This is a genomic window from Pseudocitrobacter sp. 2023LY-00077, assembly GCF_055796175.1.
In genome coordinates this window covers 24,906-39,914 of the sequence record NZ_JBSPEI010000023.1, presented here as the reverse complement: position 1 = coordinate 39,914, position 15,009 = coordinate 24,906, and the positions used below count along the sequence as shown (strand labels likewise).

The following is a 15,009-nucleotide window of genomic DNA, read 5'->3' as shown; positions in this document are numbered from 1 at the left end:
CGCGGTGGTCCCACCTGACCCCATGCCGAACTCAGAAGTGAAACGCCGTAGCGCCGATGGTAGTGTGGGGTCTCCCCATGCGAGAGTAGGGAACTGCCAGGCATCAAATAAAGCAGAAGGCCATCCGGAAGGATGGCCTTTTTGCGTTGGTGCGAAAAAAACAATGCCGGATGGCGGCTGCGCCTTATCCGGCCTACCGGTACGGCACACACTGTAGGCCCGGTAAGCGCAGCGCCACCGGGCAACACGGCGCGCACTATCCTCACCCCAAAATACTCCCGCTACAGCTAATCCTAATTTGTTACCTTGCTAACAAAAAACGTGATAGATATCGCAAAATAGTTAATAACAATTATATAACATTTCGTTCACTGAAAATTTATCTGCGTGACGAGTTACGCCCGGTAAGACAGATAAAACACCTGCAGCAGGAGCATAATTATAATGACCGAAACCAGCGTAGCCGCCGAGCAGTCGCTCACCGATCATGACACCCGTCGCCGGGTTATGGCCATCGTCGGGGCTTCATCAGGGAACCTTGTCGAATGGTTTGATTTTTACGTCTATTCCTTCTGTTCTCTCTACTTTGCCCACATCTTTTTCCCAACCGGAAATACCACGACCCAGCTGTTACAAACGGCGGGTGTTTTTGCCGCAGGCTTTTTAATGCGTCCCATTGGCGGCTGGATGTTTGGTCGTATTGCGGATCGTCATGGACGTAAAAGGTCGATGCTGATCTCTGTCTGTATGATGTGTTTTGGCTCTCTGGTCATTGCCTGCCGGGATACGACACGATCGGAACCTGGGCTCCTGCGCTGCTTCTGCTGGCACGGTTGTTCCAGGGACTCTCCGTCGGTGGGGAGTACGGCACCAGCGCAACGTATATGAGTGAAGTCGCGGTAGAAGGCCGTAAAGGATTCTATGCTTCATTCCAGTATGTCACGCTGATCGGTGGCCAACTGCTGGCGCTGTTGGTTGTCGTGCTTCTGCAGAATGTCCTGAGCAGCGAAGATCTGCACAGCTGGGGCTGGCGTATCCCGTTCGCAATGGGTGCGGTGTTAGCGGTTGTGGCGCTGTGGCTGCGTCGTCAGCTGGATGAAACGTCGCATAAAGAAACGCGTACACTGAAAGAAGCGGGTTCCTTCAAGGGCCTGTGGCGTAACCGTAGAGCCTTCGTCATGGTGCTCGGTTTTACCGCCGGCGGCTCGTTGATTTTCTACACCTTCACCACCTACATGCAGAAGTATCTGGTCAACACCGCCGGGATGGACCCGAAGGTCGCCAGCATCATCATGACCGCCGCACTGTTCGTCTACATGCTCGCCCAGCCGCTGTTCGGGTTGCTCTCTGACAGGATTGGTCGTCGCGCTTCAATGCTGTGCTTTGGTTCACTGGCGACGCTGTTTACCGTACCGATACTCTCCGCCCTGCAGAATGTCACCTCTCCGTTTGCCGCTTTTGCACTGGTGATGTGCGCGCTGTTGATCACCAGCTTCTATACCTCGATCAGTGGGATCCTGAAAGCAGAGATGTTCCCGGCGCAGGTTCGCGCGTTAGGGGTGGGGTTATCTTATGCAGTGGCTAATGCCTTGTTTGGTGGTTCTGCGGAGTATGTCGCACTGTCACTGAAATCATTTGGCGTGGAGTCGGCCTTCTTCTGGTACGTCACCGCGATGACGGCGCTGGCTTTCCTGGTGTCGCTGATGCTGCATCGCAAAGGAAAAGGATTACGCCTGTAGGATTAATGTTGTGCCAGCTGCCACACCGTATAGCCGGTCGTGGCGCCGGCAACATCCCACGCAAAATCTTTCCAGCTCCAGCCGCTCCCTGCGGGGCGGCTATCCCACAGTTCTTTTGATGCCCCCAGACTCAATGAAAACATCACCCCCAATGCGGCGCTGCGATCGCGGCTCACGCCCTGATGCTGGAAGTATTCATTGCCGGCGGCGGAAAGCATCGCGGAACCAATAAAGTGTTGGGCTTTATCCTGCCCGCTCCAGCTGTCGTTCGCCATATGGCTACAACCGCTCAGAGTGAAAAGGGCAATCAGAGGAAGGAGGGTTCGCATAAATCTCTCCTGAAAAAAAGCCCCGCACTGGACGGGGCTGATATTTAGAGGATACGACTGATAAGGCGATCGATACGGATGCGTCGCAGACGGCGGATCAGCTTGCGCACTTTTACCGGATAATCAGCGATACTTTGCAGGTCGCGATAGTGATTGACCACGGTAGTATGGGCGCGAATCAGCTTCAGCTCTTTCTCGCGTTTCTCCCGCAGTTTATGTTGCGGGTCATGAATGAGTACGGCGTTTTCGAGATCCAGACGCCAGGCGCGTGGATTAAGGTTGTTGCCGGTCAGCAGCATCCACTCGTCATCCACCCACATCCCTTTCAGGTGATAGGTGTTATCGTCATCTTTCCACAGACGCACAACGAGCTGGTCTGTGTTGACGTAGTACTGTAAACGGCTCAGGAATCGACGCAGGTTGATTTCGTACAGATACGGCAGCGCGCCGATAATCTTGAACGGTTCATTTTCCGGGATGAAGAAATCGTTCGCCGTTTTATCGCCAACGATAATTTCGACCTTTTTGCCTTCACGCAGCAGGCGAATGATATTGCGCACTAACAGCGCAGGCAGGTTGAAATAAGGGGTGCAGATCGTCAGCTTATGCTCGGCGCACGGCATCAGATGGAAAATGGTTTTATTCAGCAGGCTGGTTTTACCCAGGCCTACCAGTGGCGTAACGGAGAGCTGTTCGTCGTCGGCGTTGCCCAGATAATGGTATCCCGTATCGCGCAGTTCCTGGCGATAGAGGCGAATATCGTTTTTAATTTCCGGGCTTTTCGGGCGGCAGCTATCATCGAGACGGTTAACGCCACGACCTTCCACTAAATTTTGCCCCACCCAATCATACATGATGTCCGCCATTTGCGGATTACGAATGCACTGATAGCGGTCGTAACGATATTTATCATGCTGATGGAGGTAGACATCATTGATGCTCGCGCCGCTGTACAGCACGCTGTCATCAATAATAAAGCCTTTGAAATGGAGAACGCCCAACGCTTCGCGGGTATTGATTGGCACGCCATACACCGGCACGTCCACACCCGGATTTTCATGCGCCATGCGGCAGTACCAGTCGGCGTTGGTATTCGACGCCGCTGCGCCAATACGTCCACGCTGTGCGCGATGCCAGTCAACCAGTACTTTTACTTCCAGCTCAGGCCGCTGACGTTTTGCGTCATACAGCGCCTGTAAAATCGCCTTCCCGGCATCGTCCTGTTCCAGATACAGCGCGACGATGCAGATGCGTCGCGTAGCGCCGGCTATCTTTGCCAGCAGCGCTTCCCGAAAATCGGCAGGCGCGTAGAAAAACTCAATATCATCAACTGACTGAGAAAGCTTGGGTAGCTGGGCAAGGTGTTGTTGATGTTTATTACGCTTAAATTTTGACAACATCACAGTGCGTTTCTTCTCTGTTTTAGTGAAGGGTCCTCTGTACCAGGCAGACGACGTAAGCGGTCAATAATACCATCTCTGTCGGTCAAGGGTAGTATTTCCAGCAACTTAGTCATGACTTAGCTTCAGAGACAGGCTGACTATACCGTCTTCCAGTTGGATATCAACGTCAAAGCCCAGCTTACGAGCCAGGGCTATCATCCCACGGTTGTTGGGCATAGTAATGCCGTTTAAGCGTTGCAGACCGTGATCGCGCGTATAGTTGATTAACTTTTCCAGCAATCGTCCACCCAGCCCTAATCCTTTCAGGTCGGAGCGCACCAGCACCGCGAATTCAGCGTCTATGTTGTCCGGGTCGGAGATGGCGCGCGTGACGCCAAGGATCTCCGTCTGTTCAGCCGTGATGTGTACCGCAACGAAAGCCATTTCACGATCGTAGTCGATCTGGGTCATATTCGCTAAATCATCGTGGGTAAATTCGTTGATCTCGCTAAAGTAGCGGTAATAAAGATCTTCCTTCGTCACCCGGGCGATAAACTGCTGTAAAAGCGGCTCATCTTCAGGAAGGATAGGCCGAAACAGGCAGCGTTCGCCATTTTTCATGGTGACCCACTCTTCGAGCTGCTGCGGGTACGGCCTTACCGCCAGGCGGCTTTCGCTGTCGCCTTCATACGGCGCGATATCCAGCGTCACGTCCAGCGCGGTAAATTCATTACCTGTGGCCAGCAGAGGGTGAATATCCAGCCGCTGAATTTCCGGGCAATCAACAATCAGGTTTGAGACCTGAACCAGCAAACGGCTCAAGCCGGGAATATCCAGCGGTCGCAGCGCGCTGCGCCCACGAATCTTTTTGCTCTTAATTGCCTGAATCACCAGGTAGCGCGCCAGCGTCATATTCAGCGGTGGCAGAGCGACCACGGCCTGTTCTTCAGGCCGCCACTCCACGCCGCCTTCACCTAACATAATCAGCGGGCCAAAGACCGGATCATGTTCCACCACCACGCGCAGTTCCTGTGCACCTGCGCGGTTAGCCATACTTTGTACCAGCAGGCCGTCAATGCGCGCCTGTGGCCAGGTCATTTTAACGCGATCGAGAATCGCATCCGCCGCCTGTTGCACTTCCGCCGGGGTACGCAGATACAGCATCACCCCCTGAACTTCCGATTTATGTGGGATATCCGGCGAGCGCAGTTTCAGCGCCACCGGATAACCAATTTGTTCGGCGATATGTACCGCTTCCGCGCTGTCAGCGGCGATCCAGGTGGGAAGCGTGTGCATGCCGTACGCTTGCAACACAGGACGCACTTCATGCGTATCCAGCGCGCGGATACCGCTATCGATAGCCTGCGCGAGCAGTTCGTGAACCTGCGCCGTGTTGGCCGTTAAATTCTGCGGCAGTGCGGGCGTTTCCCGCAGTTGTTTCTGGTTCCGGCGATATTCCACCATATGCATAAATGCCGTAATCGTGCCTTCCGGCGTACGATAGGTGGGGATACCCGCGTCGCTGAACAGGCGTCGGGCCTCGATAGAAGAGTACTCACCGCACCAGTTGGTCAGCACGCTGATGTAGTGCCCACGTGGATGGCGTTTGATCGCGTCAATTAACGCCACGGCGCTTTCAGTGCCGGTTGCGGTGGCGCTGGGGGAGTGAATCACCAGCAGCGCATCCAGATCCGGGCTGTCGAGTAACGAGTTGACTGCGGCGATATAGCTCTCGATGCTGGCATCATCACGCAGATCCAGCGGGTTTCCGGCCTGCACGGAATCCGGCAACCGTTCAGTCAATTTGGCCCGCGTTTCATCGCTGAGGGTCGCCAGTTTGCCGTTGCGCGCCCACAGTTGATCGAGCGCCAGCGCTGCCGGGGCAGCACCGTTGCTGATGATCATTAAACGCTCGCCGCGCAAAGGGCGCATGTGGCTTAGGGTTTCAACGGCGGAAAAAAGTTCGTGAGTATCGCGTACGCGCAGCAGACCGGCGCGCTGAATAGCGGCATCCCAGGCGGGATCCAGACCCGCGTTAGCGTGAAGTAACCGCTGCGCCGCCGGGCTACGCCCGCTCTTAATCACCAGAATGGGTTTATTGCGCGAGGCACTACGGGCGGCGGAAACAAAGCGTCGGGCGTCACTCAAATGCTCCAGATAGAGCAGAATGGCGCTGGTTTTGCTGTCGCGCGCGAGGAAATCGAGCAGGTCGTCCACATCGATATCCAGGCTATCACCGAGCGCAATAAAGTAGGAGAAGCCCATCTCGCGTTGCTGCGCCCAGTCAAGAATGGTATTGGAAACGGCCGCGGACTGAGAAATAAACGCCAGTTTGCCTTTGCGAATCGGCACCGGAGAAAAACTGGCGTTCAGACCCTGCCAGGGCGCTAAAAGCCCCAGACTGTTTGGCCCTAAAAGGCGCATCTGGTAGCGCGCGGCGCAGGCTGATAATTCGGCAAACTGATCGGGCGGTGAAGAGAGAATAATGCAGGTTTTACATCCTTTCTCGCCCAACGCTTCCAGCAGTTCCAGATTGCGTTTGGCATGTGTGCAGAGTACGGCGAGATCGGGTGAAAACGGCAGGCTGGCGATGGTCGGCCAGGCCAGCACGCCGAGCACCGCTTTCCAGGTGGGCGTAACGGGCATAACGGGGCCGTTAAACCCACCCGCTAACAGATTACGCATCATCAAAAAGCCGGCGCGCTGCGGCTTCATGGACGCGCCAATCACGGCAATCGATTTTGGTCGAAGAAGTGCTTCCAGCCCACGTTGACTCATTCCGGCTTCCCTCAGGTATAAGCATCCGTATGAGTCTAAACGCTTTCCTCGCGTTGTGCTGTGATGCTTCCCTTATGCTGGGTTTTTCCTGCCAGATAGCGGGTACGAAAACGCGTAAAGTGTTCGCCTAACGCGTGAGCAGCGCCAGTATCGCCCGCCAGGTCCAGCAGCGCCATCGCCACTTCGGCGGTACAGTACTGACCGTCCGCGTGCGCTTCCCGCAGACCATAGGCGGAAACGCGCGACAAATCGACCGAAATCACCGGCAAGCTATCCAGCCACGGGCTCTTGCGAAACATTTTTCGCGCTTCGGTCCAGGTGCCATCGAGCATAATAAACAGCGGGGGTTTGCCCGCTTTCGGCGCGGCGATCACTTCCCGCTCTGTGCCGGCATACGACGCCGGGAAAACCACTACCGGCTGGTATGCGGGATCCTGAACCAGCTCCAGCAGCGCGGCAGGCGGCTCGGTACGCGACCACTGAAATGCGGCGGTATCGGGAAGGATATCGGCAATCAGGCGGCCTGTGTTACTGGGTTTCATCGGTTCAGTATCGAACATCACCAGACAAAAACGGCTGGTGGCGGAGCTGGGTTGCAGGGTTTCGCATAAACACTGTTTAAGCGGCAGCAGGCAACGTTGGCAGCGGCGAACACGATTGCCACGGGCGAGGAAAGGGCGCGTGGCGCGGGCCAGGCGTTCAGCCCGGAGTTGCAGTACAGCGTTTGGAGTCATGGCAATAGCGTAGAAAAAGGCTATTGTCGCAGAGGTGAAAACGGGGCACAAGATGCGCCCCGCAGATGTTATGCTTCGAGGGCTTCGTTAAGCCAGCTCTCGAACGGCGCTTTCGGTACCGCGCCATTGAGCATGTCGATCATTTCGCCATTTTTGAAGATCATAATGGTCGGGATGCTGCGAATGCGAAAACGGGCGCTGAGCTCGCGTTCGGCCTCGGTGTTCACTTTCACAAAGCGCATTTTGCCGCTGCGCTCTTCCGCCACATCTTCAAAGATCGGCGCGAAATTGCGGCAAGGGCCACACCACGGCGCCCAGAAATCAATAACGACAGGCAAATCGTCCTTCAGCAGCTTGTCCAGCGTGGCGTCGGTGGCGTTGATCACATCGCCATCAAACAGATCATGACCACAGCGTCCACATTTCGCCGCATCGTTTACACGATCTTCAGGTATGCGGTTAACAGCCTGACAGTGGGCACAAACGGTATTCATAACTAACCTCTGGGTAGTAGGGTTGCTGATCGGCGAGGTCGCCGGATGTTTCTGTAATGTTACATATTATCGATGAGACTGTTTTATTCGACAATGCGGTTTACTCAATGGGTACAATAGTCACTGTCTTTGATATGAAGTAATGGCTATGCGCTACTACATCAGGTAATCTGCGCGCTTCGCGCAGCGCAGGTGGAGAAAAATATGAGCGACGAACTGAAGAACAAAAACGGCAAAGTCAAAGTGATGTATGTCCGCAGTGACGATGACTCGGATAAACGCACCCATAATCCGCGTACAGGAAAAGGCGGTGGCCGTCCTGGTACACGTGCCGAAGGTGGTCGCCGTCCTGCCCGTGACGACAGAAAAGGCCCGAACCGCGAACGCAGCCGCGAGCGTGACGATCGCGGTGAACGCGATAGCTCACCGTGGCGCACGGTTTCCCGCGCACCGGGTGATGAGACCCCGGTAAAAGCCGATCACGGTGGCATTAGCGGTAAAAGCTTTATCGACCCGGAAGTCCTGCGTCGTCAGCGTGCGGAAGAGACGCGCGTTTACGGTGAAAACGCCTGCCAGGCGCTGTTCCAGAGCCGCCCGGACGCCATTGTACGCGCCTGGTTTATCCAGAGCGTAACGCCGCGCTTTAAAGAAGCGCTGCGCTGGATGGCGGCAAACCGCAAAGCGTACCACGTGGTTGATGAAGAGGAACTGGCGAAAGCGTCCGGAACCGAACACCACGGCGGCGTATGCTTCCTGATCAAAAAACGCAGCGGCACGTCCGTACAGGATTGGGTTGCTAAAAGCGGCGATACCGATTGTGTGCTAGCCCTGGAAGATGTCGGCAACCCGCACAATCTGGGCGCGATGATGCGTAGCTGTGCGCATTTCGGTATTAAAGGCCTGCTGTTGCAGGATGCCGGCGTGCTGGAATCCGGCGCGGCAATCCGTACCGCAGAAGGCGGCGCTGAGCACGTTCAGCCGATTACCGGCGATAGCTTCATTGATGCGCTGGATGATTTCCGCAAAGCGGGTTACGCCATCGTGACCACGTCCAGCCACGCGGGTACCCCGCTGTTTAAAGCTGAGCTGCCGAAGAAAATGGTGCTGGTGTTAGGTCAGGAGCGCGATGGTCTGTCTGATGCTGCACTGTCGAGCGCCGATCTGAGCGTATCGATCGAAGGGACCGGCGCGGTAGAAAGCCTGAACGTCTCCGTAGCAACCGGCGTACTGCTGAGTGAATGGTGGCGTCAGAATAAAGCCTGAGCGTAAGCCATAAAAGAATGCCAGCATCGCGCTGGCATTTTTTTTACTCGTTTTCCGCCGGCAGCACCGGCATCCAGTCGATGGGCGCTTCACCGCGTTGCGCCAGCCATTCGTTAGCCTGCACAAAGTGGTTGCAGCCAAAAAAGCCGCGGTGGGCAGAAAGCGGTGACGGATGCGGGGCTTTCAGCACCCGATGACGCTGCGCATCGATAATCGCGCCTTTCTTCTGGGCATGCGATCCCCACAGTAAAAAGACCACGCCTTCCCGATGTTCGTTAATCAGGCTGATCACTTTATCGGTAAAGGTTTCCCAGCCAAGGCTGGCGTGAGAATGCGCCTGACCTGCACGCACCGTCAGCACCGTGTTAAGCAACAGCACGCCCTGGCGCGCCCAGCTTTCCAGATAGCCATGCTGAGGGCGGGTAAAGCCCGGAATTGAACCTTCCAGCTCTTTATACATATTCAGCAGCGACGGCGGCGTGGCAATACCAGGGCGAACAGAAAAGGCCAGCCCGTGCGCCTGACCCGGCCCGTGGTACGGGTCCTGACCTAAAATCACTACTTTTACATCGCTCAGTTCAGTGAAGCGAAAGGCGTTAAACACATCTTTCTGCGGCGGATAAATCGTTGTGCCTGCCTGGCGCTCATTCGCCACCGTCGCCAGCGTGTTCAAAAAATAGGGTTGTTGCTTTTCGTCGGCCAGCACATCGTGCCAGGTTAAAAGGGCGCTCATCTCGCTCTCCTGGAAATTGTCATGCGGATAGCTTAACTGCTTCTTTCTCCATCACAAAATCGGTCAGCGGGAAAAGCACGCTACCCCTAAAAAAAGTTGAAAATTTACAGATAAAATTTGGCATCGCTGGGTAGCGTAACTTGATATAAAACAAGTAAATTAGCGCATGACCACTTTTGTGGTGTGGTTTTTATTGATTTAAATCAAAGAATGCCGGGTGTTTGAGGGGTATATATACACTCAAGCAACAATGGTTTTACCAATTGGCCGGGAACTGGCCGGTTAAATGAATATGAATAGCCTAAGGGAGGCATCAAATGATTACTGGTATTCAGATTACTAAAGCCGCTAACGACGACCTGCTGAATTCTTTCTGGCTGCTGGATAGCGAAAAAGGTGAAGCTCGCTGCCTGGTTGCCAAAGGTGGTTATGCAGAAGATGAAGTGGTTGCTGTGAAAGCGCTTGGCGACATCGAATATCGTGAAATCCCGGTTGAAGCGAAACCAGAAGTTCGCGTAGAAGGTGGTCAGCACCTGAACGTTAACGTTCTGCGTCGTGAAACCCTGCTGGACGCGGTTGAACATCCGGAAAAATATCCGCAGCTGACCATTCGTGTTTCAGGTTATGCGGTACGCTTTAACTCCCTGACGCCGGAACAGCAGCGCGACGTTATCGCTCGTACTTTCACTGAAAGCCTGTAAGTTTTCAGTCGCAGGAAACAAAAACGCCGGGGAGACCCGGCGTTTTTTTTACTCTTCTGTCGACTGCGGTTCAGCGCCGCTTGGCTTGCGACGCTTACCGACATTCTTCGCGTCGCGATGGCGTACTTTTACACGCGGTTTGTCTTTATCTTTCTCTTTTTTCTTCTCTGCACGTTTTGCCAGCACTTTCTTCGACGGCTTACCGGTCATTTTTTCGCTAGGCGCACGCGTCGTTGGGCGCAGTTCATCGATGACGCGCGCTTTCAGCGGCTCTTCGATATAACGACCAATTTTCTGCAGCAGCAGGTGGTCATGCGCTTCAACCAGAGAAACCGCCGTACCTTTACGACCCGCGCGGCCGGTACGGCCAATACGGTGCAGATAGGTATCGCCGGTGCGCGGCATATCGAAGTTAATCACGTGGCTGACATCCGGAATATCAATACCGCGCGCGGCAACGTCGGTCGCAACCAGCACGTTTACGCGGCCTTCCGTCAGACGTTTGATCCCCTCGGTACGCTTGATCTGTGCCATTTCGCCTTCGAGATAACAGTTGTTGATCCCGGCGGCACGCAGCATTTCAGCAAGTTCATGCACACGCTCACGTTTACGAACAAAAACGATAGCGCGCGTCATATCTTCTTGTTTCAGAAGATGCTTAAGCAGCTCAACTTTGTGCTCCAGGTTATCTGCACGGTAGTACCACTGATGAATTTTCTTACGTTCACGAGTGGAAGGCGTGGCAGAAACTTCAACCGGATCTTCGAGCAGACGCTCGGCAAAATCTTTAATCGCATCGCCTTCAAGCGTGGCGGAGAAGAGCAGCGTCTGCTTACGCCAGCGGGTTTCGCCGGCGATGTGTTCGATGTCCTGCGCAAAGCCGAGATCCAGCATACGGTCAGCTTCGTCAAGAATTAAGGTCTCGACGGCGCGGCAGTCAAAGTTTTCTTCTTTGATGTACTGCAACAGGCGACCGGTGGTGGCAACCACGATATCCTGGTTTTCGCTGAAGACTTCAGCGTGGTTCATGTACGCGACACCGCCGGTAATGGTGGCGATATCGAGATGGGTATTTTTGGCCAGCTCGCGCGCGTGGTCGGCAACCTGCATCGCCAGTTCACGCGTTGGCGTCAGGATCAAGATGCGCGGCGGGCCGGATTTTTTGCGCGGGAAGTCGAGCAGATGCTGCAACGCAGGCAGCAGATACGCCGCTGTTTTACCGGTGCCGGTGGGCGCAGAACCCAAAACATCACGTCCATCGAGCGCAGGCGGAATGGCGGCAGCCTGGATGGCAGTCGGGCGTGTAAAGCCTTTGCTCTGGAGGGCGTCCAGCAGGCTTTCATCAAGTTCAAGTTCGGAAAAAGTCGTTACAGTCATTGTCTACCTCAGTGTGAGGCGGTGATTATAGACGTTACGGCTCTAATCTTCATCTGTTTGTATGGCTATCTGTTCTCAGGTATTGTGCTGAGCCAAAACCGGATACTCAAAATAACTATGTCTGACTCGAAACCCACGCTGCGTCGTAATGGATTTACCTTCAAAAAATTTTTTGTCGCGCATGACCGTTGTGCCATGAAAGTGGGGACGGACGGCATTTTGCTGGGCGCATGGGCGCCGATTGCCCATGTAACGCGCGTGCTGGATATTGGTACGGGAAGCGGGTTGCTGGCGTTGATGCTGGCACAGCGCACCGAGGCGAGTGCGCATATCGACGCCGTTGAGCTGGATGAAAATGCCGCAGATCAGGCGCGTGAGAACGTCGCGCAATCCCCGTGGCCGCAGAAAATTGCCGTCCACACTGCGGATATTCAGTCGTGGGTCGCGAGCGTTAATAGTCGCTATGACCTGATCGTCAGCAATCCACCTTACTACGAGCAGGGCGTCGAGTGCGCCACACCGCAGCGTGAGCAGGCACGCTACACCACGTCCCTCGATCATCAAACGTTGCTTACCTGCGCGGCGGATGCCATTACGGAAGAAGGGTTTTTCTGCGTGGTCTTGCCGGAAAGCATCGGCCAGAGTTTTACCGAACTGGCTCTGTCGATGGGCTGGCATTTACGCCTGCGCACGGATATCGCCGAATATGAAACGCGCCCGCCGCATCGCGTCCTGCTGGCGTTCTCGCCACAAAATGGCGAAGGCTTTAGCGACAGAATGGCGATTCGTGGGCCAGAGCAGCAATACTCCGAAGCGTATACCGCGCTGACCCAGGCGTTTTATCTCTTTATGTGAGTGAGCGGCGAGAGCACCGATGGGCCGGAATCCTGCATGAGATCCGGATAATCGAGCGTGTAATGCAGGCCCCGGCTCTCTTTACGCATCATCGCACAGCGGACAATCAACTCCGCCACCTGTACCAGATTGCGCAGTTCCAGCAAATTATTAGACACGCGAAAGCGTGAGTAATACTCGTCGAGCTCCTGCTGAAGCATGGTAATGCGACGCAGGGCGCGCTCCAGCCGTTTCGTGGTGCGCACAATGCCGACGTAATCCCACATCAGCAAACGTAACTCATGCCAGTTGTGCTGAATCACCACCCGCTCGTCGGAATCATCTACCCGGCTTTCATCCCATGCGGGCAGGGTTTCCACCTGACGCGCGCTGGCTATTCGTTTATTGATATCTTCCGCCGCTGACCAGCCATAGACCAGACACTCCAGCAGGGAGTTAGAGGCCATACGGTTTGCGCCATGCAGGCCGGTATAACTCACTTCGCCGATCGCATACAGGCCGTCAACGTCGCTGCGTCCGTTATCATCTACCATCACGCCGCCGCAGGTATAGTGCGCCGCCGGAACAACCGGCACAGGCTCTTTTGTCAGGTCGATACCCAGCCCAAGCAGTTTCTCGTAAATCATCGGGAAATGATGACGGACAAATTCTTCGGGTTTATGGCTGATGTCCAGATACATACAATCCACACCGAGCCGTTTCATTTCATGATCGATAGCCCGCGCTACCACATCGCGCGGCGCAAGCTCGCCCCGCGCATCGAAATCGGGCATAAAACGACTGCCGTCCGGGCGCTTGAGCATCGCGCCTTCTCCGCGCAGCGCTTCGGTGAGCAGGAAGTTACGTGCCTGCGGGTGGAACAGGGCGGTGGGGTGGAACTGATTAAACTCCAGATTCGCCACGCGGCAGCCCGCGCGCCAGGCCATGGCGATGCCGTCGCCCGAGGAGATATCCGGGTTGGTGGTGTACTGATAGACCTTGGACGCGCCGCCCGTCGCCAGCACCACCGATTTTGCCGCGCAGGTTTCCACGCTCTCTTTATTACGGTTCCAGATCCACGCGCCCACTACGCGGCGTGTGCCGGGCAGGCCAATCTTATCGGACATGATCAGGTCTACGGCATTGCAGCGCTCAATCACCCGAATATTGGGATGATTCAGCGCCTTGCTGACCAGCGTGTTTTCCACTTCTTTGCCGGTGGCATCCGCCGCATGCAGAATGCGGCGATGGCTGTGGCCGCCTTCGCGCGTCAGGTGATAGCTCGCTTCGCCGTTGCTTTGTACTTGCGTATCAAACAGCACGCCCTGGTCAATCAACCACTGGACGCAGTTTTTGGCATTGCTGGCCACGAACGACACGGCGTCACGATCGCAAATCCCGGCACCGGCGATGAGCGTGTCTTCGACGTGGGATTCGATACTGTCGGTTTCATCAAAAACGGCTGCAATTCCGCCCTGCGCATAGAAGGTTGAACCTTCGCTAATCGGGCCTTTGCTGAGCACAATGACAGAATGCTGCTCGGCGACGCGCAGCGCGAGAGATAAACCGGCAGCACCGCTACCGATGATCAGGACATCACAGGATAGATCTGGAAGAGTGTTCATGATGGTTTGTTTAATTTACTAAACACGGTTTGGTCAGCATAGCATCATAAAACGCGCTGGCGCACACATTTTTTTAGCGGAAGTTGTAACGGCTAAACATAACAGCGTCTGAACGGACTTTGTAAACGAAGGAAAATAATCGAATCTCTGACTCCGGAAACCAGTATTTATGGTGAAATAAAAGGCGGGTTACGTTACTCTTGCGAGAATTGCGTTTTTCTTTCGCAACTTAGACAACGTAGTGCATGCGTAGACTTATAATGAGAGACAATGAACGGTCTACAACTGACAAACAAAAAACAAAGGCGTAACGGAACTTTACAATCATCAGACACTCTAACCCTGTGCTTGCTCATAGTGCAGTGAACGGAGTGGCGTTTTGATTACGCATTGGAATAGGGTTTGGGGAGACATTACCTCGGATGAGCGAGCAGTTAACGGACCAGGTCCTGGTTGAACGGGTCCAGAAAGGAGACCAGAAAGCTTTTAACCTACTGGTGGTGCGCTACCAGCATAAGGTGGCGAGCCTGGTTTCCCGATATGTGCCGTCAGGTGACGTTCCTGATGTGGTGCAAGAGTCTTTTATAAAGGCCTATCGTGCGCTGGATTCATTCCGGGGGGATAGCGCTTTCTATACGTGGCTGTACCGTATTGCAGTCAATACGGCAAAAAATTACCTGGTTGCTCAGGGGCGACGCCCACCGTCCAGCGATGTGGACGCAATGGAAGCAGAAAACTTCGAAAGTGGCGGCGCACTGAAAGAAATTTCGAACCCTGAGAACTTAATGTTGTCAGAAGAACTGAGACAGATAGTTTTTCGCACCATTGAAAGCCTTCCAGAAGATTTACGCATGGCAATTACCCTGCGAGAGCTGGATGGCCTAAGCTATGAAGAGATAGCTGCAATTATGGATTGCCCGGTTGGTACAGTTCGTTCCCGTATCTTCCGTGCGCGAGAAGCTATTGATAATAAAGTTCAACCGCTTATCAGGCGTTGACGGTAGCGGGATACTGGAAAAG

13 protein-coding genes, 1 rRNA gene and 1 pseudogene are annotated in these 15,009 nt (G+C 54.6%); 7 read left to right on the top strand and 8 right to left on the bottom strand.

The window, feature by feature from the left end:
• Together rrf and ACWWFX_RS22515 are read left to right on the top strand one after the other, a co-directional pair.
• A 5S ribosomal RNA gene (gene rrf, locus ACWWFX_RS22520) occupies positions 1–102 on the top strand; the annotation flags it as partial.
• A gap of 342 nt (positions 103–444) precedes the next feature.
• A pseudogene (locus ACWWFX_RS22515) lies at positions 445–1,739 on the top strand (MFS family transporter).
• Positions 1,740–1,741: 2 nt separating this feature from the next.
• Here ACWWFX_RS22515 and ACWWFX_RS22510 read toward each other — a convergent pair.
• The 5 genes from ACWWFX_RS22510 to trxC all read right to left on the bottom strand — a co-directional run bounded on the left by ACWWFX_RS22510 (position 1,742) and on the right by trxC (position 7,456).
• Entirely contained in the window at positions 1,742–2,068 is a 327-nt protein-coding gene (locus ACWWFX_RS22510; protein ID WP_149464842.1) for a YfiM family lipoprotein, read from the bottom strand.
• A 44-nt stretch (positions 2,069–2,112) separates the two neighbouring features.
• Positions 2,113–3,468 (bottom strand): CDP-diacylglycerol--serine O-phosphatidyltransferase, encoded by a 1,356-nt coding sequence (gene pssA, locus ACWWFX_RS22505; RefSeq protein WP_276223712.1) that lies wholly within the window; start codon positions 3,466–3,468, stop codon positions 2,113–2,115.
• Between the two features lie 108 nt (positions 3,469–3,576).
• Positions 3,577–6,228 carry a bifunctional acetate--CoA ligase family protein/GNAT family N-acetyltransferase gene (locus tag ACWWFX_RS22500; protein WP_276223701.1) on the bottom strand — a complete coding sequence of 884 codons (2,652 nt, stop codon included), beginning with the start codon at positions 6,226–6,228 and terminating at the stop codon, positions 3,577–3,579.
• A gap of 35 nt (positions 6,229–6,263) precedes the next feature.
• A complete protein-coding gene (tapT, locus tag ACWWFX_RS22495) occupies positions 6,264–6,962 on the bottom strand; it encodes a tRNA-uridine aminocarboxypropyltransferase (protein ID WP_276223699.1) in 699 nt (232 codons plus the stop codon).
• A gap of 68 nt (positions 6,963–7,030) precedes the next feature.
• Positions 7,031–7,456: a thioredoxin TrxC gene (gene trxC / locus ACWWFX_RS22490; protein WP_108477201.1), complete on the bottom strand. Its 426-nt coding sequence runs from the start codon at positions 7,454–7,456 to the stop codon at positions 7,031–7,033.
• A 204-nt stretch (positions 7,457–7,660) separates the two neighbouring features.
• Here trxC and ACWWFX_RS22485 point away from each other — a divergent pair, with 204 nt between their 5' ends.
• Complete coding sequence (locus ACWWFX_RS22485; protein WP_276223695.1) at positions 7,661–8,719, top strand: tRNA/rRNA methyltransferase; 1,059 nt, start codon at positions 7,661–7,663, stop codon at positions 8,717–8,719.
• A gap of 43 nt (positions 8,720–8,762) precedes the next feature.
• Here the strand turns inward: ACWWFX_RS22485 and ung are convergent, their stop codons facing one another.
• Positions 8,763–9,452, bottom strand: coding sequence for a uracil-DNA glycosylase (gene ung, locus ACWWFX_RS22480; protein WP_473224827.1), 690 nt, complete (start codon positions 9,450–9,452; stop codon positions 8,763–8,765).
• A gap of 317 nt (positions 9,453–9,769) precedes the next feature.
• On the opposite strand from ung, the gene grcA reads away from it, so the two are divergent.
• Positions 9,770–10,153 (top strand): autonomous glycyl radical cofactor GrcA, encoded by a 384-nt coding sequence (gene grcA, locus ACWWFX_RS22475; RefSeq protein WP_015963383.1) that lies wholly within the window; start codon positions 9,770–9,772, stop codon positions 10,151–10,153.
• 48 nt (positions 10,154–10,201) lie between these two features.
• Here grcA and srmB read toward each other — a convergent pair whose 3' ends face one another.
• Complete coding sequence (srmB, locus tag ACWWFX_RS22470; protein WP_276223692.1) at positions 10,202–11,530, bottom strand: ATP-dependent RNA helicase SrmB; 1,329 nt, start codon at positions 11,528–11,530, stop codon at positions 10,202–10,204.
• A gap of 117 nt (positions 11,531–11,647) precedes the next feature.
• Here srmB and trmN point away from each other — a divergent pair, with 117 nt between their 5' ends.
• Complete coding sequence (gene trmN, locus ACWWFX_RS22465; protein ID WP_473224826.1) at positions 11,648–12,385, top strand: tRNA(1)(Val) (adenine(37)-N(6))-methyltransferase TrmN; 738 nt, start codon at positions 11,648–11,650, stop codon at positions 12,383–12,385.
• Here the strand turns inward: trmN and nadB are convergent.
• Positions 12,370–13,989, bottom strand: coding sequence for an L-aspartate oxidase (gene nadB / locus ACWWFX_RS22460; protein ID WP_276223688.1), 1,620 nt, complete (start codon positions 13,987–13,989; stop codon positions 12,370–12,372). The genes trmN and nadB overlap by 16 nt on opposite strands.
• 270 nt (positions 13,990–14,259) lie before the next feature.
• Here nadB and rseD point away from each other — a divergent pair, with 270 nt between their 5' ends.
• Complete coding sequence (gene rseD, locus ACWWFX_RS22455; protein WP_144052231.1) at positions 14,260–14,355, top strand: rpoE leader peptide RseD; 96 nt, start codon at positions 14,260–14,262, stop codon at positions 14,353–14,355.
• A 56-nt stretch (positions 14,356–14,411) separates the two neighbouring features.
• Positions 14,412–14,987, top strand: a complete 576-nt coding sequence (gene rpoE / locus ACWWFX_RS22450) for an RNA polymerase sigma factor RpoE (protein WP_015963387.1) — start codon at positions 14,412–14,414, stop codon at positions 14,985–14,987.
• Positions 14,988–15,009 lie beyond the last annotated feature (22 nt).